Source organism: Brenneria uluponensis (assembly GCF_032395385.1).
GTDB lineage: Bacteria > Pseudomonadota > Gammaproteobacteria > Enterobacterales > Enterobacteriaceae > Prodigiosinella > Prodigiosinella aquatilis.
In genome coordinates this window covers 1,597,155-1,617,543 of sequence record NZ_CP135917.1, presented here as the reverse complement: position 1 = coordinate 1,617,543, position 20,389 = coordinate 1,597,155, and the positions used below count along the sequence as shown (strand labels likewise).

The window sequence follows — 20,389 nt, the reverse complement described above, 5'->3', positions numbered from 1 at the left end:
ACGCGATCAGGTATGTTCTCTCACAGATGGGACATCGTGAGTGGTGTATCGCCGGTGTTAACGGGGGACCTAACCTCTTGAGTCACAGGAACGGAACGTGGTAATCCCGTACAACTCCGTAAGGTAGCGAACTCGTGAGAGCAAGCCATGGTTGTGCGGGAACGGGACGCTGGAAGAAGCGAATGATCGGTTGTAATGACCGATATACGGTTTTTTTTTTTTAACCGACCCGAAAGGGGGCTGACGTCCAGTGGGTCTTCTCTGGCGAGAAAATCGGGAATATCGACGTTATGAGGGAACGCAAATGACGCAGGCCACAAGCCAATGCGGTGCACCTTCAGCATCGTCCATGTGGTCATCGATCGACTGGCAACAGGTGGAGGATGATGTATTTCGATCACAGATGCGTATCGCCAAGGCAACCAAAGCACAGCGCTGGAATAAAGTGTGTGTGCTCCAACGACTTCTTACCCGGTCTCATCAGGCGAAGTTGTTGGCAGTGAAACGCGTCACATCGAACCGGGGGCGTAATACTCCAGGTATTGATGGCGCATTATGGGTAAATCCGCAGCAAAAATGGCAAGCGGCTCAAGCGCTGACCTGCCGGGGTTATCAGGCTCAGCCTCTAAGACGTATCCATATTCCCAAAAAGAATGGCAAAACAAGGCCGTTAGGGATCCCAACGATGCATGATCGTGCCATGCAGGCACTTTTTCTATTGGCAACAGAACCCGTGGCAGAGACTACAGCTGATCATCACTCGTATGGTTTTCGGCCAAAACGCTCAGCCGCAGATGCAATAGAACGGTGTTTTGTGGTGCTGGCTCAGAGGTCATCAGCGCAATGGATCCTCGAAGGGGATATTAAAGGCTGTTTTGATAACATCAGCCATGACTGGATGATACAACATCTCCGCGTCGAGCGCAGAGTACTCGCGCAGTGGCTGAAGGCAGGGTTTGTGGAGAAAGGGCAGCTTTTCTCAACCGCTGCAGGGACGCCGCAGGGTGGAATAATTTCCCCTTGTCTGGCTAATGGCGTTCTGGACGGCATGGAATCAATGCTGAAAAGCATCACGAGACCCGCTGATAAAGTTCATATGGTCAGGTACGCCGATGATTTTGTGATAACCGGAAGTTCAAAAGAACAGCTGGAAAACATGATCAAACCGGCAGTAACGGTATTCCTGCAGGAAAGAGGGTTAACGTTATCTGAAGAAAAGACTTCGATCGTTTCAATCTCGCAGGGATTTGATTTTCTGGGGTTTAATGTTCGCAAGTATGGAAACAAATTGCTGATTAAACCTGCAAAAAGCAGCATCAAATCTTTCCTTGATATTATTCGAAAAGAGATCAAAGCAGGCATAGCTTTACCCACTGCAACGTTACTAGGCCTTCTCAACCGCAAACTGATGGGTTGGGTAAACTATTATCGACACGTGGTGGCAAAAGCCGTCTTCAGTAAAATTGACGCCGTCATTTTTCGGGCGCTCTATCGGATGATAAGGCGAAAACATAGCAGGAAATCGGCCGGCTGGCTCTGCCGAAAGTATTATGGCAGCAGAGGATTGCGACGCTGGATATTTCACGCGGTCTATCGGGTGAAAAGTGGCGAAATCAGGACCATCAGCCTGAAACAAGCTTCGGCAACGCCAATACGACGTCACAGACAAATCCGTTCAGCCGCCAATCCTTACGATGTGGAATACCTTGATTACTTTAAAGAGCGAATGCGGAAATATCCTTCACAACAGTGGGTTGCTGGGTCAGGTATCTCTGGCCTTATGGAGGGCTTGAGCCGTGTGCAGGAAAACTTGCACGCACGGTTCTGAGGAGAGGGAGTCGCAGAAATGCGGCTCTCTTATCCGACTCATTCCAGTAATATATCATCAAAAAGGAATGACAAATGTCCCAACCCTTTGATTTCGACAAAGCCCTGAAAGCGCTACAGTCCGGTCAGTCACTGACCGGCAAAGATGGCATCTTAACCCCGTTAATCAAACAGTTAACTGAAGCAGCCCTGTCTGCGGAACTTGACTCCCATTTGGCTTCAGATGTGGAAGCCAACCGTAAAAACGGCTCTGGTAAAAAAACCATTAAAGCCCCGACCGGCAGCTTCGAACTGACGACTCCGCGCGATCGTAATGGCACTTTTGAGCCTCAACTGGTGAAAAAGCATCAGACCACACTGTCCGATGAGATCGAGCGCAAAATCATTCGTCTGTTTGCGCTGGGGATGAGTTACCAGGATATCAGCCGGGAGATTGAAGATTTATACGCATTCAGCGTGTCTACCGCCACCATCAGTGCCGTCACCGATAAAGTCATTCCTGAGTTAAAACAGTGGCAACAGCGCCCGCTGGAGAAAGTTTATCCTTTCGTCTGGCTGGACGCCATTCACTATAAAATCCGCGAGGATGGCCGTTACCAGAGCAAAGCCGTTTACACTGTGCTGGCGCTGAATCTGGAAGGCAAAAAAGAAGTTCTGGGTCTGTATCTGTCGGAAAGCGAAGGGGCAAACTTCTGGCTATCTGTATTAAGCGATCTGCAAAACCGTGGCGTTGAAGACATCCTGATAGCCTGCGTGGACGGGCTGACTGGGTTCCCGGAGGCGATAAACAGCATTTATCCGCAGACAGAGGTGCAGTTGTGCGTTATTCACCAGATACGCAACTCGATTAAATACGTGGCCTCAAAGCACCATAAAGCCTTCATGTCCGACCTGAAGCCGGTGTATCGTGCAGTGTCAAAAGAAGCCGCAGAAACGGCACTGGATGAGCTGGAGGCCAAATGGGGTCAGCAATATCCGGTGGTGCTCCAGTCATGGCGGCGCAAGTGGGAAAACCTGTCAGCGTACTTCCGCTACCCGGCTAACATACGCAAAGTGATCTACACAACCAACGCGATAGAATCGGTGCACCGTCAGTTCAGGAAACTGACCAAAACCAAAGGCGCTTTTCCGAATGAAAACAGCCTGTTGAAACTGCTTTATCTGGGACTGATGAATGCACAGGAGAAATAGACAATGCCGATCCAGAGCTGGAATTTGACATTGTCGCAGTTAGCCATTTATTTTGAAGGGCGACTGAATAGTGTGATAACGCTATAGAGTTTTTAACGTGACACAGAATTCTGAACGCTCTCGTCAGAAACGAAACATGTCGGTGTTTTTGAGCGGGCTTCGGCCCGCTTTTCGTCGTGAAAGAATGCCGTAATAGTGTCTTCTTTGTCCTTATTGCTGTATATGGCGTCAGATTTTTTCTCCAAGACTTACCTGAGCCATATTCCGGTCCCGTATATCTCTCTTTTCCGGTTTGCCTGCGGGCTTCCCATACTGCTATGGTGTCCTGCCAGGACTTTATCGCCTTAGTATCTTCCGTTGATCAGTTTTTCACTGCTGACTGATTTGATTGTCGATGAAACGCGATTTATGAGCTTCACTACCCTTCAGATCATAGCGATTTTCCCCATTCAGATGACGAAGAAATCCTGCTTATGAATACATCGTTTTGTCGCGGGGATGTCCATATTAGCTCTCCTTTAATTCCGTCTTTCGACATGAAATGTGGTCATTATCAGGAGAGCCAAAGGTATTATTTTTGAGAAGCGTCCAGGGCCTGTGAAATGTCATCAATGATGTCTTCAACACTCTCAATACCGACAGAAATCCTGACCAGGTCCTCACTCACACCGGCGCGAGCCAACTCATCCGGGTTAAGCTGTCGGTGGGTTGTACTGGCAGGATGACAAGCCAAAGACTTGGTATCACCGATATTAACCAGTCGTAAGATCATTTTTAATGCGTCGATGAAATGTCCACCGGCATCTTTGCCCCCTTTTATTCCAAAACTCACAATCCCTGAAGCCTTGCCAGACGTTATTTTTTCACAGTTCGACTTATAAGGACTGCCAGGAAGCGCGGCGTAGTTAACCCAGTTAACCAAAGGATGATTCTGAAGAAAAGCGGCTAACGCCTGTGCATTGCTACAATGCTTCTCCATGCGAAGACTTAATGTTTCAAGCCCTTGAAGCAATAAAAAGGCGCTATGCGGCGAGAGTGCAGCACCAGTGCTACGCAGCGGTACGACACGGCAACGGCCTATATAAGCCGCAGGACCAAACGTTTCGGTATAAATCACGCCATGATAAGAAGGATCGGGTTCGCTCAATAAACGAAAGCGAGACTTATTGGCAACCCAATCGAACTTTCCTGAATCGATAATTATTCCGCCAATAGTCGTACCATGTCCGCCAATATACTTAGTCAGTGAATGAACCACGATATCGGCACCGTGTTCGAAAGGCCGGCACAATACAGGCGTTGCCACCGTATTATCCACGATCACGGGGATACCATGCCGGTGAGCAATTTGTGCAAGACGGGCAATATCGACAATGTTACCTGCTGGGTTGCCTATAGATTCACAAAACAGTGCTTTCGTGCGATCGTCGATAAGCGATTCAAGCCCGTCAAAATCATCAAAGTTAGCCATACGGACTTCAACGCCCTGACGAGGTAGCGTGTGTGCAAAGAAGTTATAAGTACCGCCATAGAGCTGGCTGGTACTGACGATATTATCGCCGACTTCAGTCAATGCCTGTATGGAATAGGCGATGGCAGCCATACCAGAAGCAACCGCCAAAGCACCGACACCGCCTTCAATGGCGGCGAGCCTCTGTTCAAGCACGTCAGTCGTTGGATTCATAATGCGACTGTAGATGTTGCCTGCCACTTTTAGATCGAAAAGATCAGCGCCGTGTTGAGTATCATCAAAGGTGTAAGAGGTTGTCTGATAGATAGGTACAGCGGCCGATTTCGTGGTCGCTTCTGATACATAGCCGTGGTGTAAAGCCAGCGATTCCAGTTTCATAAAGTAGTCTCTATGTGTGATGTCAGTAGGCAATTCATCCGTAGAATACGATGTTATCTATAAAATTCGTTATAAATAAAAAGCATTACATTATATATACCGTGGTAATTCTCGGCGAAAACCGATGTGTTCATAAATAAAATTTTCTCGTCATCTGAACTGAGTAAGGTGAGTAAAACTGGCATGAATAGCTTTACAGCCTATAGTCGTACCGATTTGATGAGTTTTATTTTTTATCCGGCAAAATACATACAGGAGAGACAATGAGAAATTTGACCTTCAAGGCAGGGACACTGGTCGTATTGCTGGCCTTAACTGGCTGTGCACAACAAGCGCACCAGGAAGCACAAGCACAGGCCACATTATCCAATCAGAGCGTGCTGGCGCTTAACTGGTTCCAGGAATCAGGCGAATATCAGGCATTATGCTATCAAGCATTTAACACCGCACGGAGTGCTTTTGATAATGCATCCGCCGCGCCAGGCAAGAAAAAGGTTGTCGTAGTTGACCTTGATGAAACCATGCTGGATAACAGTCTTTATAGCGGCTGGCAAGTCAAACATGACCAACCTTTTGATAGTAAAAGCTGGGCAAAATGGATTCAAGCCAAACAGGCATCAGCTATTCCAGGCGCGGTGCAGTTCGCCAATTATGTTAACAGCCACGGCGGGAAGATGGTTTATATCTCAAACCGTCAACAATCAGAATTTAATGATACCCGCGATAACATGATTAAGTTGGGTTTCCCCGGTGTATCAGCGCAAACTGTATTGCTAAATACCGGGAATTCGAACAAGCAGGAACGCTTTAACGCCGTCAAGTCAGCCGGAAACGATATCGTGCTATATATCGGCGATAATCTGAATGATTTTGGCGCCACCACTTACCATAAGGAAAATGCGGAGCGACGTGAATTTGTCCGTCATAACCAGACTAAATTTGGTACACAGTTTATTGTGTTACCCAATCCCTTGTATGGTGACTGGGAAAGCGGTATGAGTAAGGGCTATAACACACTCACCCCGGCACAAAAACTACAGGTTCGGGATAGATCCATTCAGTCCTGGTCAGGGCAGTAAATATAATCAAAAAGGCCGTATGTTACCTACGGCCTTTTTATATTACCGTTTATCTAGCTGGTTTACTGCGGGACACCATTTAGCGCGATGCCTATTTCCCACCCGCCAGATCGATAAAACTCCCAGTAACATAAGAAGCCTCATCAGACAGCAACCAGGCTATCGCTTGTGCGACCTCGACAGGCTGGCCGCCGCGTTTCATCGGTAGATTATCTTTTATCCTATCGACGCGAGTGGCTTCTCCACCATCAGCATGCATTTCGGTATAAATGAATCCAGGACGAATGGCATTAACCCGTATTCCTTGCCCGGCAACTTCCTGCGACAAGCCGATCGTCAGAGTATCAATTGCCCCTTTCGAGGCAGCATAATCAACATATTCATGTGGCGAACCCAGCCGGGATGCGGCAGATGATACATTGACAATGGCACCGCCCTGCCCGCCATGTCTGAAGGCCATACGTTTGACCGCTTCACGTGCACAGAGAAAACTCCCCACCACATTGGTGGCAAATATCGCGTTCAGACGATCAGCATTCACCTGCTCAATGGTTGCCTGTGGTTTAAGGATCCCGGCATTGTTCACCAAACCAGACAGGCACCCCAGATCTTTGTCGGTTTGTCGGAACAGTTCCAGCACCTGTTCTTCATCTGCGATGTCAGCCTGAACGGCGATAGCCTTACCACCTTTATGACAAATAGCCGCAATAACCTCTTGAGCGCTGTCTTTACGAGTATGGTAACCAATACAGATTTTATGCCCTTTGTCAGCGAGATAGAGTGCTGTTGCGCGACCGATACCACGAGATCCCCCGGTAATCAGGGTAATTTTATCCATTATTTTCCGACCTTGAATATCAGAGAAGATACGGCGATAAGTAAGCCAGTTTAAAAGGAGGGGGTCACGCCGGGATAGAAAAGGAGACAGTCACAGGAGACGCGGAACGTCTCCCCAGACAATGTGATCAAGGTGCGATTTTTTCAGCAAATTCAGCCAGACGTTGCAGCCCATATTCCCACGGACCGAAACCGGACTCCGCGTTAATATGTCCCCCTTCGCCAACATCCACCAGTTCACTACCCCAGGCCTTCGCCCAGTATTTTGCGCGGGAAAACGTCATTAACGGATCATTGTGGCTGGCAAATGCCAAACTGGGCACTGTTAGCAAATCTGGATGAATACGATCTTCAATTTCAAAACGCATAGGTTCCGCAGGTGCTACCAACATCACCCCGACAATGCCTTCCATTTTCTGCTGCACGACATAGCAGGAAGCCAGTGCCCCAAAGCTGTGACCGACTAAAATCGCCGGCTGGGTACAGGCCGACAGCTCACGGCGAATCGCCAACACCCAACGATCAAGATCTGCCTGATACCACTCTTTCTGACGAATACGCTGCCAGAAAGGGAATCGTTGTTCCCAACAGCTTTGCCAGTGTTCGTCATCACTGTCACGTAATCCCGGCACCAATATCATCGTTAAGCGTTGGTCAATTTCCGCCAGCCGCAGGTCCACTTCTGTTTTCTGCATCAGGCTCAGTTTCTCCCTGTTGATTAACTGTATCAATGGAGCGGGCATAACAGCTTGACTCACTTGGCCACACGGCATCACCGTCGAACGGGCCTCATCCTCTTGTGCCGACTCCATTTTGTTAACATCCGGTAGCAACATTGTTCCAGATATAAGTTACCAGCCTACCACGTGATCATCGATTTGTATCGGGGTTATACAAGCAGATACCAGCTTTAGTGTAACAACCGAACTTTGCAGCTTTTCCCTTTGATTTTCCCTTGTTGAAGCTGTTGCAAAGCACGCTTGGCACTACTTTTACGAATAGCCACGTAAGCATGAACCGGGAACAGGTCGATTTTACCCACCTCCGCCGCGGTTAAGCCAGCGTCCCCTGTCAGGGCACCAAGAATATCACCCGGACGGATTTTAGCCTTACGCCCTCCGTCAATGCACAGCGTGACCATTTCCGGCTCCAGCGCCACCATGCCACCACCTACCGATGCTGCCTGGCGCCAGTTCACGGTAATACCGAGATAATCTTCCAGCAGATGAACACGATTCATCTCCTCCGGCGTACACAGACTGATCGCCAACCCTTGCATACCCGCCCGCCCGGTACGTCCGATACGATGGACATGCACTTCAGGATCAAACGCCAGTTCGAAATTCACCACCAGTTCCAGTTGCTTGATATCCAGCCCTCGTGCGGCCACATCAGTTGCCACCAGCACACGACAGCTGTGATTGGAAAAACGGACCAACACCTGATCGCGATCCCGCTGCTCCATATCGCCATGCAGTGCCAGCACACTGATATCCTGTGCGGCCAGCGCGTCGAACACGCTCTGGCACTCACGTTTGGTATTGCAAAACACCACGCAGGAGGCCGGCTGATGCTGGCTCAATAGTGCAACCAGCAGCGGAAGCCGACGTTCACGGGATGTTTCGTAAAAATGCTGCTCAATAGCGGTCTCATCGTGTTCTTCATCAACTTCGATACTGACTGGCTGACGCTGTACCCGGGCGCTGATACGCGCAATTTCCGCCGGATACGTAGCGGAAAACAACAGCGTCTGTCGCTGAGATGGCGTATGGCTGATCACATTATCAATCGCCTCGGTAAACCCCATATCCAGCATACGATCGGCTTCATCCAGTACCAGAATTTTCATCGCGGCCAAAGACAATGACCCTTTGCGCAGATGCTCCTGAACCCGACCTGGTGTTCCCACCACGATGTGAGGCGCATGAACCAGCGAATCTAGTTGTGGCCCCATCGGCTGCCCACCACACAGGGTCAGGATTTTAATATTTTGGGTAAACCGCGCCAGTCGACGCAGCTCTTTGCTTACCTGATCGGCCAACTCTCGCGTGGGGCATAACACCAACGACTGAGTGGTAAATGAACTTGTCTCGATGGTGTTTAGTAGACCAATACCAAAAGCGGCCGTTTTACCACTGCCGGTTTTGGCTTTGGCCCGCACATCTTCACCGCGCAGAATGGCGGGTAACGCAGCCGCTTGCACGGGTGTCATCGCGGCATACCCCAGTTCCTGCAAATTGGATAATTGCGACGCTGGAAGTGGGAGAGAAGAAAAATCGGTGGAAATCAAGGTAAGTGCTCCCGTTAGCGAAGGCGACGCCAGCCCATCGCCAGCGTAAAACGACAGACATCATACCAGAATCGCTCTCCTGACCGTGCGGCAAAATAACACCGTTCGTTACATCATCGTTCCGAAACCATATTCGGCCAGACAGCACTGTGCCGTTTCAGACAGCAGGTAACGCGCCAGTAATACCGCTTCTGGCTGCTCAGGTTTGAGCGTTGCCAACATATATTCTGCCGTAACGGCATAAGGTGCTGCCAGTTTAACAATGTGCAGTTCGGGATAACGTCGCATCTGTGGAATGTAGTTGGCATAACCGATATGGATATCACTCTGTCCGGTAAGGATCAGGTTAGCGCTAGCTATCGTCCCCGCCGGAAGCAATGACGTGAGTCCCGCACCCAGTAAAGGTTTCGCCCTGCTGCGCAGCAGGTTTCCTTTACCGGGATGCAAACACTCGATCCGATCAAAAAACTGATGTGCATAATCGCCACCAGGATCACTACCCGGTGTAGAAGTTGATAGTGTGAAGCGCGAATCAAGCAACGTTGACAACCAGTCTTGTCCGGTCAATGCGGGATCATTGCGCATCACTATGCACAGCTGATTGGTCGCAAAACGAGCCGTTTTCCCGGTCATTCCCTGCGACTGTAAGCGTAACGGATGCCCACAGTCAGCGGAGGCAAACAAATCGGCGACACCCCCGCTCATCAGTTGTTGGCACAACAACCCCGCAGGGCCAAACGTGGGTTCTGTTTCCACACCATAGCGTTGTGTGAATGTTTTCAGCAGCACGCTGAAAGGTTGTCTCAGACTTCCTGCGGCAAAGACACGTAATGCCCGATTCATCAGGACTCCATCGCCGTAAACAGAGGGATCAAGGTACGATAATGCTGTTGAGCGAACGCAACAGTCAGCATTTTGACCGGGATGCCATACAACCGGGTCAGATTGTCTTCCGTCAGAACGTCACCATTTAGCCCGTGTAGACATTCACCGTCATTCATCAGCAATAGTGAGCGCTGCGCGATCATCATCGCCTGCGCGGGATCGTGGGTGGAAAACACCACGCTAATCCCCTGCTCCTTTGCCAGCCGTCGCAGCAGTTGCAACACGCTGGCCTGATGCTGTAAATCCAGTGCCGCCGTAGGTTCATCCAACATCAGGATCTGGCACTCCGTGGTCAGCGCCCGGGCAATCAATACCTGCTGTTGCTGCCCGCCGGATAGCGTGTTGAATGGTCGATCCGCCAGACCCATCAGATCCAGTTGAGATAATGCTGCGTTAGCCAGTGCGATATCCTGCGCTGAAGGCATGGATAACCAGCCAATCTTACTTGCCCGTCCCATCAGTACAATATCCAGCACACTGTAGGCAAAAGATGGCGCAAAGCGCTGTGGCACAAACCCGATACTGCCATAACGTGTCACACGGCCAGCTAACGGTGATAAATACCCAAGCAGCGTATGCATCAGCGTGGTTTTCCCTCGTCCATTGCCCCCCAGTATGGCGGTAATCTCACCAGCCTGAATGTGGAGATTCAACGGAGCAAACAGCGCTTGCCTGGCAGAATAACCACACCCCAGATTTTCTGTTGTCAACATCGGGGCAGTCACAGTCGATTCTCCCTTCGGTTACGGCACAGCAACAGCACGACTATCGGTGCGCCCAACAATGCCGTAATGATACTAAGTGGTAACTCCGCCGTCGTCAGGCTGCGGGCCACATCGTCAACCAACACCATAAAACCGCCGCCCAACCACATCGATACAGGCAACAGACGACGATGATCCGGACCGACCCACAAGCGCGCGAGATGAGGAACCACCAGGCCCACCCAACCAATACAGCCGCTTACCGCAACCTGTGCGGCGACAATCAGCGCGCAGAGCGTCAGGATCAACCAACGTAACAGCGGAACGGGAATACCCAACGTGGTGGCATCCTGTTCTCCCATGGAAAGCACATTGATGCGCCAGCGTAATCGCAGTAAAAGTCCACCGGCCACCGTCAACGATGCGGCCAGCATCATCACTTTATCCCATTGTGCCGTAGCGAAACTGCCTAACAACCAGAATATGATGCTGGGTAGTTTTTCTTCCGTGTCCGCCAGATATTGCATCAGACTGACTAACGCGCCGAAAAAACCGCTGAGCAGTACCCCTGCCAGAATTAATACCAGAATCTGTTGCCTGCCCAGCAGTGACGCGATCATAAACACCAACAGCAGGGCTACCATGCCGGCGGTAAACGTGGACAGTAGTAACAACAAAGGCGGCCAGCCAAACAGGATAGCCAATGTGCCACCGAAAGCGGAACCAGCCGACACGCCAATAATGTGTGGATCAACCAGCGGGTTACGAAACACCCCTTGTAATGCGGCACCACATAGCGCCAGCCCACTACCGGCGCACAATGCCAACAATACGCGCGGTAGCCGGACATCCCACACCACCTGCCTTTCCACCTCAGTGAGAGTCGAATCTACGCCAGTAAACGGTGAAATCAGAATCGACACAATACGCTCGATAGGCAGCTCAAACTGACCCACCGCGAGCGATCCCACGGCGATCAGTAACGTCATGAGTACAATCAACAACAACGTGATTCGGTAACTGCCCCTCATCATTTTACTGTAGCGAGAACAGCGGGTTGGTAATCCGTACGATAAAAGCGCCGATAGTAGTCATTGGCGGCACGCTGCATATTGATATCCTTAAAACGCGCCGGATAAAGCTGCTTTGCCAACCATAATTCACCAATCGCCAGTGCTTCCGGCATTGGATAGCCCCAGGCTTTGGCATATTCAGGCATCAGATATACCCGGTGATGTTTCACCGCATCAATCGACTGCCATGCCGGATCATGCATGATTTGTCCCACCACATCCGGGTAACGGTTCTGCACTAAAATGACCTGTGGATTCCATTGCAGTACGCTCTCAATCGATACCTGCCGAAATCCTTTCACCGAAGCGGCAGCAACATTGATAGCCCCGGCATGGGACATCATCAGCCCGGTATATTTACCTGATCCGTAGGTCGTGAGATCAGGATTCGCAATATAAACACGCACCCGTTTGTTCAGCGGAATATCGTTTAAACGCGCCGCCACGATACGGCGCTGTTTAAACGTGTAAGCAATCAGCGCATCTGCCTGTGACTGGCGATTTACTACGTTGCCAATCAGACGAATACCGGCTTTCAGTCCCTCGTTATAAGCCACATTTTCATCATCCATCGCCGGATTCATCTTATCCGCCTCACTGGCTTTATCCTGACGCAACGAAACCGCAATCACCGGAATGCCTGCATGTTCAATCTGCGACAGCATCTCGGGCGGCGCATAGTTAGCGACAAACACCACCTGCGGAGCCAGTTTAAGCAAGCTTTCAATGTTAACCTGCGTCAAGTCACCCGGCATTGGCAGCGTTGCCAGGCGGGGTGCCAAGCGTAAATAACCTTCACCCAACTGTTTTTTCCAACTGGACAAGACGCCGACCAGCGTGTCCTGTGCATCCAGTTGCACCAGCAGATTCAGCGTTTGGTGCTGCAAGACGACCACTCGGGTTACCTGGTCCGGTATGGTGACTCGACGTCCTAGTTGATCAGTAACCTGACGCGTTGCCCACCCCGATGTCGAAATCATGAAAAGCGCAATAATCAGTAATGACCGCCATTGTTTTTGCATCATTTTTCCCTTGCTAATCGTTATATATAAAACAATATAACGATTGAATGTATAAAAATACTGATCTCGCGCATTATTAGGCTTCAACCGACTGGGAATATGTCAATTAGTGATGGGGGAAAACGCCATAGCGGTAAGCTAAACATGGGGTAACAAACCATTGTCGTTCACTATTCTCGAAGGGGGAACATGTATCATCGAACGACCCGACGCGATACATCCGCCTACCTGAAAAATACAAACATTCATAGCCAGAAAAATAACGTCACGGCACGTAATATAGTGTAAATATTTTCAATACCGTTCCTTGTTTCAAAAGAGGTTTATCGCTTGAATTGACCCCACACCAGGCGTAAATTTAGCGCCAATTCCATCATGCCTGATATGCGTTCGAGGATGATACAGGGCACCGTCAGTGGGATAATTGTCGGTATGATACCCTGAACAATAAACGTGCAATCGCAATCGTTGCTCAATTGACTTTTTCTGGAGAAAAATAAATGAAGTACTTCTTTATGGAGGTTTCATTCATCCTGTTTTTGTGGGTAGGGACTTTCATACTGATGGTGGAGTAAACCCCGGTATGTCGACCGAGGATACCTCTTCATTCCTGGGGGAGTCCTGGCAATTACCCACTCAATCCACTAACGGTATTCAGTACCAAACTGATGCCGCCACCCAGCGCCAGCCAGGGGCCAAACGCCAGCGGCTGCTGTATATTCTGCCGCCGAGCACCACGCCACAACAGCGTCAGTAATAATCCCAGTGATGAAGCGATCAGCACCAGGTTTGGTAATGCCGACCATCCCACCCAAGCACCCAGTGCGGCCAGGAGCTTGAAATCACCGTATCCCAGAGCGTCTCTCCCCGTGAAGCGTTTAAACAGCCAATAAATCAACCACAGTGAAAGATAACCCGCCATTGCACCCACTACTGCCTGACCCAAGGGCACAAAGGTTTCAAACAGATTAAACAGAAGCCCCAGCCACAGCAACGGTAACGTCAACACATCCGGCAACCATTGGGTTCGGATATCAATCACCGCCAGCACTAACAGGAAGCAGAATAGTACCAGTCCTCCCAGTAACGCCAATCCCGGTGCCCACCAACTGCCAGCCAGTACAAATAGCAGCGCGGTACACACTTCAATCAGCGGATAGCGCCAGGAAATAGGTCGGAGACAACAGTGAGAGCGCCCACGCAACCACAGCCAGCTCAGCACAGGAACGTTATCTCTGAAACGCAGCGGTTGCTGGCAATCAGGGCAGGTAGAGGGCGGCCACCAGAGATCATAGCGAGAAACGGGCTCTGGTTCAGCCAGACCAAGATGAAAACAGGCTTCCTGCTGCCAGCGACGCTCCAGCATAATTGGCAAGCGATGGATGACCACATTGAGAAAACTGCCAATCAATAATCCGCACACAAACAGGGCGGCCTGCCATGTCCACGGAAATACAGTAGCAAATGTATTTAGATCCATCATGCGTTACTCCCCCCCTGTTCTCCCTGCTGCGATAACGATGCTGGCATAGCCTGGGTATCAAACCAAACATCACCGTAATCCGACGATGATGTTTGCACGGCATCTCGCATTTTGTGGCGAACCATCAATATGTTAGCCACCCTTTAATCGTTCCAGCAACAGTCGATTCACGTCTACATTTCCCGTACTGTTTTCCACCACGGCGACATCCAGTACCTGGGCAGTCACACCGTTTTTCTGCTCCAGTTCCAACAGCCAGCGCATCAAGGTATTAAAATCACTGCGAGACAATGTCACCGACACCTGATTTCCCTGCGGCTGTAAACGTTGAATGGTGATGCCATATTGTGCGGCGGTTTGCGGAATTAGTACTGTCAGGCTGACCTCCCGTCCACTCACCGGCGGTTTCCGTCCCCTCGATGTCGGTAGCCGCGCCGCCTGCTTCGGCATCCAACTGACCGTCTGTCGTTCACGTTCAATCATCCGCCGCCATTGCTGGCTTTGTCGTTGCCAGGGTTGCCACAGAAGGTAATACAGCAAGCACAGAACCACCAACCCCACACATACCAGCATCAACCCCCTCTCCCGAAGGCTCATACTCTGCCAGCGTTGCCGCAGTTCATTCATGGCTGACTCCTTAATAACAGTTGCCCTTCCACATGATCCTTTTCCTGCTTTATCTCACCCGGTGGAATCTGATAATAAGCCATCGCCTGCTGACGAAACTGCTCCATTTGTTCAAATGAATTAGCGCGTAGATTCAACCGCAACTCACCCCGGGCATGTTCATAAGACAGTGACTGTAATTGAATTCCGGCATTGTGAGCGACCAACTGCTGTAAGCGACTTATCTGTTCGGTCAGGGTAGCGGACGAATTCCCTACTTGGGCCTGCTGCAAATGACGTTGCATCTGCGCCCGTGGATTGACAACCGTGGTTTCCTCCGGGAACAGCTTGCGGTAAACACGGATACTCTCCTGATGCCAATAATTTGCCTGCTGATAAAGTTTATAATGTGACCAACCAGCATCCCCTGCCAGCAACAAGAGATAGACGGACAGCGCGATCAATACACCACGCCATGGCTGAACAGCCTGACGCCAGGATTTCACCAGCGCAAATTCGCCCTGTCGCAGGTCCATACTCACCGGTAATGAGGCTTTCGCGGCCAGTGTCAACAAGTCCGCGACGGGTTGTGGCTGCCAGGTGATAGCTTCAGCAGGAACCGGGCTGTAGCAATGTACTGCCGGCAATGGCTGAAACGCGTTTATCAGTTCCTGATACCAGCAGGTTTCTGCCGCCATGCCGATACCGCTATCCTGTCGGAACAACCACAAATCGTGATGACTCAACGCACTCCAGGCACTGTCCAGCCGGGGTAATGCCAACACATCCGGCAACAACGTTTCCACACTGACCCCAATCTCGTGGCACTGTTTCAGCCATTGCCTCATCCGATCTTTCTGCACAACGGCGACCGTACCCTGCTCATCACGTATTTCTACAACGGCAAAATGCAGTTTTTCAACATCTGCCGCCAGTTGATCCTCCAACATGAAGGGAATCGCCTGTAACAATTGCCGTCGTGACTGACGTGGCAACGTCAATGTATGAAAAACCACGTCAGTAGAAGGGACCAGTACCCGGGCGGAAACTACCGGGCAAGCCGCCAAACTCTCCTTCAACTCCGCTACCGTACCGCTCCCTTGAGCGACAACCAACTGACGACCGGGTGACCAAATCAGCCATTCAAGACTGTCTGTCGCGTCTGCGGATAAACGCACGACAAGATGCTGTTTCCCACTGGCGTTCTCTGTCCTGTTCATGGGTTCACCGTCCTATATCCCCCGTATTGCCGTTGTATTACATCAATTTTCTTACCATCAATATGGAACAGACTGCGCTGGTAAAAGTCATTGTCACCGACCAGAACCTGCACATCGGCAAAAAACCATTCACTTTTAATCGCCAGCACTTTCTGTGCGCCAGCCTTACTGCCATCAGGTAACTGCTGCAACCGGATAAATTCGTTCACGCTGCCCCATCCTTTCGCCGGACGTTGTGACAATACTGCTTGCGCATCCTCGGTATTAAGCTCTCCCATAAACAATGCAGACATCAGCGGAGCCTGCTCAACACGGAGGGTGTTCACATTAATCATCATCGTCTTCACTGGCAGGACGCAGACATACGGTAATAACCGGCGATAAAGCGCGGTATCCATCCCGGACACCACGCGCAGTTCGCTCACATCCACCATATTCTGGTTTGCCGGATGATAGGCCGGGTAGCTTTCGTCTTCAGCGCCCTTGGCTCGTGGCTGACTATCTTCATCGATCCAGTCACGGATAGCGTCAGCCACGTTGTCCGCCCGTGTGGCATCTTCGCCCAGGCCAATAATGAGTTGCCGTAACACCTTCGCGGCATAAGGCGCAGACATCAGCGTATCGCTGGTTTTTTCCGTATTTCCATTCTTGTTGTCATGTTGATTCAGTGCATTCAAATTTAGACAGGTCAAACCATCCTGCACCTGACTGCGGATTTCTCCGCCATCGGACAACGTCTGGTGCATCACCCGCGACCAGGATTGCCCCAGAGCAGTCTGCTTCGGTGAGGCTAGCGCATCCTGCAACAAGATGCTTTCTACCAAAGCTTCCGCGCCTCGGGCATACCACTTCGCCTGCATCCGGTTAAGCTGACTTTCCGTACGTTGCCAGGCCATGCCTGTTCGCTCGGTAATCGAGTACGCTACGGTCACCATCAGTGCCAGAATCAGCATCACGACCAACAACGCGACACCACGCTGCCGACTGTTCATGAACCATTCCCGCTCGCAGACTGCCCCGCATCAGGATTATAGGTGGTATCCTGACGCGCTTCCGTGTCGCCATCCTGTGTACCAGTCTTATTCTTTTTCTTCTCTTTGTAGGTATGCGTCAGCAGGAACAACCGCGTTATTTCGCCGTAATCCCGCAGATTCACAACCACAGCAATACCTTCCGGCAGATTATCGGGATCGTCCCAACGATCCTGCCAGCCTCTCTTTCCAAAAAAATGCAGGACGAAACCATCGACATGGGTCAGTAACGGCCGGATTGCCGGTTCCTGCCCATTGAGTGGATCGGGCGAATCATAAAACAGACGTTCCAGGGTATTGTTACGTAGACGATAGCTCACGGGTTGCAGCTCTGAGCGCGGTAATACACCCAATGGATTAAGCCAGCCATTGCGGATAAAACTGACAGCCCAGTCGTTGCTGTCAAACTGATATCGCCCGGCATAAAAACCATGTTTGCTTCCCGCACGACGATAGGGAACAATCTGTGAGAAATCCCGCTCCATCTGCGAAAATGCACGCTGCAACTCGGCCAGTCTACCGGCTTTGCGCGCTGAGACCGTATCGTTGCGTATTACGCCATTCAACACTTCAGAGGTACTCAGGCTCAACGCCGCAAATACCGCCAGCGCCAACATCATTTCCAGTAAGGTGAAGCCACGTATCGCTGAATAGGGTTTCACTGTGCCGGCTCTCCCTTACGAACCACATAACTGCGCAACCAGGCATCCGACGACGGTGAATTTTTATTGTGACGGACCTCGACATCTAACGCGCGTACATGACTATCGGCCGTCTCCACACCTTGCAAACGCCAGTACCACAGCGTTCCGGCAAAGGGAACTTCGCCCTCTATCCAGCGGGTATCCGGCCAACTGTTCTCCAGTTGCACCTGTACCTGTTGATTGTCCGCAATCCAGGAAGCAAAGGTTTTCTCCTCCAGTCGACTCAGCGTGCCAGCCTGCTGCGCGGTGGTTTTTAACACCGTCAGGCCTGCCAGCGCAAAAACCACCAGCGCGATCATCACTTCCAGCAGTGTCATCCCTTGTTGCTTCATCGCTATCTTTCCACATCCTGTGACGTGAGCAAATTGCCGTTCTCATCCACCTGTAGCCAGGTCGTGCGCTGATCTTTAGTTCGAAATGCCAGCCGAAACGGCGTCACTTCACCGCCGGGCAAAACGATAATATCGGGGTCTCTGTCAGCAGCAGAAACGCGCTTGCTGTTGCCTGCCGCTTTTCCCGCACCCGCCAGTTCCAGTTGAAATACCGAAGGCAACTCGGTAACCGATGCCATGCGATGGGGTGTCCAGGGTTGCCACGCATAGCTCAAACGCTGTTGATCATCAGGCAAATCCATCACCTGACGTTGTAACAAAACGTACTGCCAACGCTGAGGGAAGATGTAAATACCGAGGATGTGATCATTCATCTGGCTGTCTGCCACCGCGAATTCCAGTTGCGCCCGGAAACGGGACATTTGCCAGGCACTGTCCTGCGACTTGGGAACCGGGATGGACATCATGACCATCATGGCAGCCAGTCCAGCCAACAGGACTACTAACATGATTTCCAGCAGAGTAAATCCATGTTGCCGCACAATTGATTACTCGTTAGTGGTGCTATTGTGCGCACGCGTGCCAACATTCCAGTTGCCGATGTCATCTTCCGTATCCGGTATGCCATCTGGACCATAGGAGAAAATATCCAGCCTGCCGTGACGTCCTGGATTAAGCAGTTGGTACTCCGCGCCCCACGGGTCCTGCGGCAGACGGCGAATATATCCATCCTGTGGATAGTTGCGTGGTTCTGGTTGTACCGTTGGTTTTTTCACCAGCGACAGCAATCCTTGCTCCGTTGAGGGATAACGGTTGTTATCAAGCTTGTACATATCCAGCGCACTCTCCAACGCCACGATATCGCTAACTGCTTTTTGCCGGTCAGCCTTCTCTTTATTTCCCATCAGATTAGGCACCACCAGGCTCGCCAATATTCCGAGAATGACGATAACCACCATGATTTCCAACAGGGTAAAACCTCGTTGACGTCGTTCCATCTTTTATTACCTCATTCAATATCAATCTTTACTACATGCTCATTAGGGTATTCAGTTGCAGAATCGGCTGTAAAATAGCCAAAACGATAAACAGCACGATCCCAGCCATGCTGACCACCAGCAACGGCTCAAACAGCCCCAGTGCCAACGTCATTTCCGCATTGAACTCACGGTCCTGGTTGTCGGCGGCACGAGTGAGCATGCTATCCAGTTCACCGCTGCGTTCTCCGCTGGCAATCATGTGGCGCATCATGGCGGGAAACAGCGCCGTCTTCTCCAGCGCCCGATGCAAACTGACGCCCTCGCGTACCGCATCAGTCGCCTGACTCAGCCGAAAGCGGGCGTAATCGTTGGTCATCACATCACCGCTGATGCGCATCGCCTGTAACAGTGGCACTGCACTGGCATTGAGAATGCTCAGGGTTCTGGCATAACGGGCGGTATTCAGGCCCCGCACAATGCGTCCAATCAGCGGTAAAAACAGTAGGCGGTGATGAAAGGCAATACGCCGCTGTTCCTGACGTAACAACACCCGTAGCCCCATAATGCCGAGTACCACAGCCAACACCACCCAGGGCCCGAAGGTGCGTACTCCATCGCTTATCCCCATCAACAAGCGGGTTGACAATGGCAATGCCTGTTTCATGTGAATAAACTGCTCCACTACCTTAGGCACGACTGCCGTTAGCAAAATACTCACCACCGCAATGGCTACCACCGTCAGCACGCAAGGGTAAATCATCGCCTGCTGAATACGCCCACGCATCTGCTGGCGCTGTTCGGTGTAATCAGCCAGACGATTAAGCACCGCATCAAGATGACCGGAGGCCTCTCCGGCTGACACCATGGCACAATACAATCGCTCAAAACTGCCGGGGAAACTGCTCATGGCCTCAGCCAGCGAATGTCCTTCCATGACCTTCATCCGAACCGATGACATCAACTGGCTCAGCTTCGGTTTTTCACTCTGCTTCGAAACCGCATCTAACGCCTCTTCCAACGGTAACGCCGCGGCAACCAAGGTTGCCAGTTGTCGGGTCAGCAATGCCAGGTCACCCGAGCTGATACGGTGAGCGCGTCGTAATGACAATCCAAAACCTTTTTGCGCCGTCGTTTCACCACGTTGCTCATCCATTTTCAACGGCGTCAGTCCTTTTTCACGTAAAAGCTGCCGCGCCTGACGAGCGGAGTCGGCCTCCTGTAAGCCACGGCATTTTTTTCCCTGCGCGTTCAACGCCTGATACTGAAATAGCGCCAT

General features: G+C 51.0%; 21 protein-coding genes and 1 pseudogene. 4 read left to right on the top strand and 18 right to left on the bottom strand.

Annotated elements, in window-relative coordinates:
- Positions 1-304 precede the first annotated feature (304 nt).
- Both ltrA and RS889_RS07545 read left to right on the top strand, forming a co-directional pair.
- Positions 305-1,828, top strand: a complete 1,524-nt coding sequence (gene ltrA / locus RS889_RS07550; RefSeq protein ID WP_315707905.1) for a group II intron reverse transcriptase/maturase — start codon at positions 305-307, stop codon at positions 1,826-1,828.
- A 74-nt stretch (positions 1,829-1,902) separates the two neighbouring features.
- Positions 1,903-3,105 (top strand): annotated as a pseudogene (locus tag RS889_RS07545) (IS256 family transposase).
- Between the two features lie 484 nt (positions 3,106-3,589).
- On the opposite strand, the gene RS889_RS07540 reads toward RS889_RS07545, so the two are convergent.
- The gene (locus tag RS889_RS07540; protein ID WP_315710075.1) at positions 3,590-4,867 is read right to left on the bottom strand and encodes an O-acetylhomoserine aminocarboxypropyltransferase/cysteine synthase family protein; all 1,278 of its coding nucleotides are present in this window, start codon (positions 4,865-4,867) and stop codon (positions 3,590-3,592) included.
- Positions 4,868-5,130: 263 nt separating this feature from the next.
- On the opposite strand from RS889_RS07540, the gene RS889_RS07535 reads away from it, so the two are divergent.
- Positions 5,131-5,946, top strand: a complete 816-nt coding sequence (locus RS889_RS07535; protein ID WP_315710074.1) for a 5'-nucleotidase, lipoprotein e(P4) family — start codon at positions 5,131-5,133, stop codon at positions 5,944-5,946.
- Between the two features lie 91 nt (positions 5,947-6,037).
- On the opposite strand, the gene RS889_RS07530 is transcribed toward RS889_RS07535, so the two are convergent.
- The 7 genes from RS889_RS07530 to RS889_RS07500 all read right to left on the bottom strand — a co-directional run bounded on the left by RS889_RS07530 (position 6,038) and on the right by RS889_RS07500 (position 12,715).
- Positions 6,038-6,784, bottom strand: coding sequence for an SDR family oxidoreductase (locus RS889_RS07530; protein ID WP_315710073.1), 747 nt, complete (start codon positions 6,782-6,784; stop codon positions 6,038-6,040).
- A gap of 127 nt (positions 6,785-6,911) precedes the next feature.
- The gene (locus RS889_RS07525; RefSeq protein ID WP_315710950.1) at positions 6,912-7,478 is read right to left on the bottom strand and encodes an RBBP9/YdeN family alpha/beta hydrolase; all 567 of its coding nucleotides are present in this window, start codon (positions 7,476-7,478) and stop codon (positions 6,912-6,914) included.
- 215 nt (positions 7,479-7,693) lie between these two features.
- The gene (gene dbpA, locus RS889_RS07520; RefSeq protein ID WP_315710071.1) at positions 7,694-9,073 is read right to left on the bottom strand and encodes an ATP-dependent RNA helicase DbpA; all 1,380 of its coding nucleotides are present in this window, start codon (positions 9,071-9,073) and stop codon (positions 7,694-7,696) included.
- 108 nt (positions 9,074-9,181) lie between these two features.
- Positions 9,182-9,916 carry a molybdate ABC transporter substrate-binding protein gene (locus RS889_RS07515; RefSeq protein ID WP_315710070.1) on the bottom strand — a complete coding sequence of 245 codons (735 nt, stop codon included), beginning with the start codon at positions 9,914-9,916 and terminating at the stop codon, positions 9,182-9,184.
- Positions 9,916-10,683 carry an ABC transporter ATP-binding protein gene (locus RS889_RS07510; protein ID WP_315710069.1) on the bottom strand — a complete coding sequence of 256 codons (768 nt, stop codon included), beginning with the start codon at positions 10,681-10,683 and terminating at the stop codon, positions 9,916-9,918. The genes RS889_RS07515 and RS889_RS07510 overlap by 1 nt, the downstream gene beginning before the upstream one ends.
- Positions 10,680-11,696, bottom strand: coding sequence for a FecCD family ABC transporter permease (locus RS889_RS07505; RefSeq protein WP_315710067.1), 1,017 nt, complete (start codon positions 11,694-11,696; stop codon positions 10,680-10,682). Before RS889_RS07505 ends, RS889_RS07510 begins: the two co-directional genes overlap by 4 nt.
- A complete protein-coding gene (locus RS889_RS07500; RefSeq protein WP_425475143.1) occupies positions 11,693-12,715 on the bottom strand; it encodes an ABC transporter substrate-binding protein in 1,023 nt (340 codons plus the stop codon). Before RS889_RS07500 ends, RS889_RS07505 begins: the two co-directional genes overlap by 4 nt.
- Positions 12,716-13,257: 542 nt before the next feature.
- Between RS889_RS07500 and ypdK the strand changes: the two genes are divergently transcribed.
- Complete coding sequence (ypdK, locus tag RS889_RS23765; protein ID WP_425475142.1) at positions 13,258-13,332, top strand: membrane protein YpdK; 75 nt, start codon at positions 13,258-13,260, stop codon at positions 13,330-13,332.
- A 53-nt stretch (positions 13,333-13,385) separates the two neighbouring features.
- On the opposite strand, the gene RS889_RS07495 is transcribed toward ypdK, so the two are convergent.
- The 10 genes from RS889_RS07495 to gspF are packed head-to-tail and all read right to left on the bottom strand — an operon-like array spanning position 13,386 to position 20,389.
- The gene (locus tag RS889_RS07495) at positions 13,386-14,237 is read right to left on the bottom strand and encodes a prepilin peptidase (protein ID WP_315710949.1); all 852 of its coding nucleotides are present in this window, start codon (positions 14,235-14,237) and stop codon (positions 13,386-13,388) included.
- Positions 14,237-14,380, bottom strand: coding sequence for a hypothetical protein (locus tag RS889_RS07490; RefSeq protein ID WP_315710065.1), 144 nt, complete (start codon positions 14,378-14,380; stop codon positions 14,237-14,239). The genes RS889_RS07495 and RS889_RS07490 overlap by 1 nt, the downstream gene beginning before the upstream one ends.
- Positions 14,373-14,867, bottom strand: coding sequence for a type II secretion system protein GspM (gspM, locus tag RS889_RS07485; protein WP_315710064.1), 495 nt, complete (start codon positions 14,865-14,867; stop codon positions 14,373-14,375). The genes RS889_RS07490 and gspM overlap by 8 nt, the downstream gene beginning before the upstream one ends.
- The gene (gene gspL, locus RS889_RS07480) at positions 14,864-16,066 is read right to left on the bottom strand and encodes a type II secretion system protein GspL (protein ID WP_315710063.1); all 1,203 of its coding nucleotides are present in this window, start codon (positions 16,064-16,066) and stop codon (positions 14,864-14,866) included. Before gspL ends, gspM begins: the two co-directional genes overlap by 4 nt.
- A complete protein-coding gene (gene gspK, locus RS889_RS07475) occupies positions 16,063-17,058 on the bottom strand; it encodes a type II secretion system minor pseudopilin GspK (RefSeq protein WP_315710062.1) in 996 nt (331 codons plus the stop codon). The genes gspL and gspK overlap by 4 nt, the downstream gene beginning before the upstream one ends.
- Positions 17,055-17,759, bottom strand: a complete 705-nt coding sequence (gene gspJ / locus RS889_RS07470) for a type II secretion system minor pseudopilin GspJ (RefSeq protein ID WP_021016720.1) — start codon at positions 17,757-17,759, stop codon at positions 17,055-17,057. Before gspJ ends, gspK begins: the two co-directional genes overlap by 4 nt.
- Entirely contained in the window at positions 17,756-18,133 is a 378-nt protein-coding gene (gspI, locus tag RS889_RS07465) for a type II secretion system minor pseudopilin GspI (protein ID WP_021016721.1), read from the bottom strand. The genes gspJ and gspI overlap by 4 nt, the downstream gene beginning before the upstream one ends.
- 2 nt (positions 18,134-18,135) lie before the next feature.
- Positions 18,136-18,675: a type II secretion system minor pseudopilin GspH gene (gene gspH, locus RS889_RS07460; RefSeq protein ID WP_315710061.1), complete on the bottom strand. Its 540-nt coding sequence runs from the start codon at positions 18,673-18,675 to the stop codon at positions 18,136-18,138.
- 6 nt (positions 18,676-18,681) lie between these two features.
- Complete coding sequence (gene gspG, locus RS889_RS07455; RefSeq protein ID WP_021016723.1) at positions 18,682-19,131, bottom strand: type II secretion system major pseudopilin GspG; 450 nt, start codon at positions 19,129-19,131, stop codon at positions 18,682-18,684.
- A gap of 31 nt (positions 19,132-19,162) precedes the next feature.
- Entirely contained in the window at positions 19,163-20,389 is a 1,227-nt protein-coding gene (gspF, locus tag RS889_RS07450) for a type II secretion system inner membrane protein GspF (protein ID WP_315710060.1), read from the bottom strand.

Excerpts from the sequence above, each read along its gene's own strand:
- ltrA (WP_315707905.1), top strand. The coding sequence starts at position 305 with ATGACGCAGGCCACAAGCCAATGCGGTGCACCTTCAGCATCGTCCATG.
- RS889_RS07540 (WP_315710075.1), bottom strand. The coding sequence starts at position 4,867 with ATGAAACTGGAATCGCTGGCTTTACACCACGGCTATGTATCAGAAGCG.
- RS889_RS07535 (WP_315710074.1), top strand. The coding sequence starts at position 5,131 with ATGAGAAATTTGACCTTCAAGGCAGGGACACTGGTCGTATTGCTGGCC.
- RS889_RS07530 (WP_315710073.1), bottom strand. The coding sequence starts at position 6,784 with ATGGATAAAATTACCCTGATTACCGGGGGATCTCGTGGTATCGGTCGC.
- RS889_RS07525 (WP_315710950.1), bottom strand. The coding sequence starts at position 7,478 with ATGCAGAAAACAGAAGTGGACCTGCGGCTGGCGGAAATTGACCAACGC.
- RS889_RS07515 (WP_315710070.1), bottom strand. The coding sequence starts at position 9,916 with ATGAATCGGGCATTACGTGTCTTTGCCGCAGGAAGTCTGAGACAACCT.
- RS889_RS07505 (WP_315710067.1), bottom strand. The coding sequence starts at position 11,696 with ATGATGAGGGGCAGTTACCGAATCACGTTGTTGTTGATTGTACTCATG.
- RS889_RS07500 (WP_425475143.1), bottom strand. The coding sequence starts at position 12,715 with ATGATTTCGACATCGGGGTGGGCAACGCGTCAGGTTACTGATCAACTA.
- RS889_RS07495 (WP_315710949.1), bottom strand. The coding sequence starts at position 14,237 with ATGGATCTAAATACATTTGCTACTGTATTTCCGTGGACATGGCAGGCC.
- gspM (WP_315710064.1), bottom strand. The coding sequence starts at position 14,867 with ATGAATGAACTGCGGCAACGCTGGCAGAGTATGAGCCTTCGGGAGAGG.
- gspL (WP_315710063.1), bottom strand. The coding sequence starts at position 16,066 with ATGAACAGGACAGAGAACGCCAGTGGGAAACAGCATCTTGTCGTGCGT.
- gspK (WP_315710062.1), bottom strand. The coding sequence starts at position 17,058 with ATGAACAGTCGGCAGCGTGGTGTCGCGTTGTTGGTCGTGATGCTGATT.
- gspI (WP_021016721.1), bottom strand. The coding sequence starts at position 18,133 with ATGAAGCAACAAGGGATGACACTGCTGGAAGTGATGATCGCGCTGGTG.
- gspG (WP_021016723.1), bottom strand. The coding sequence starts at position 19,131 with ATGGAACGACGTCAACGAGGTTTTACCCTGTTGGAAATCATGGTGGTT.
- gspF (WP_315710060.1), bottom strand. The coding sequence starts at position 20,389 with ATGGCGCTATTTCAGTATCAGGCGTTGAACGCGCAGGGAAAAAAATGC.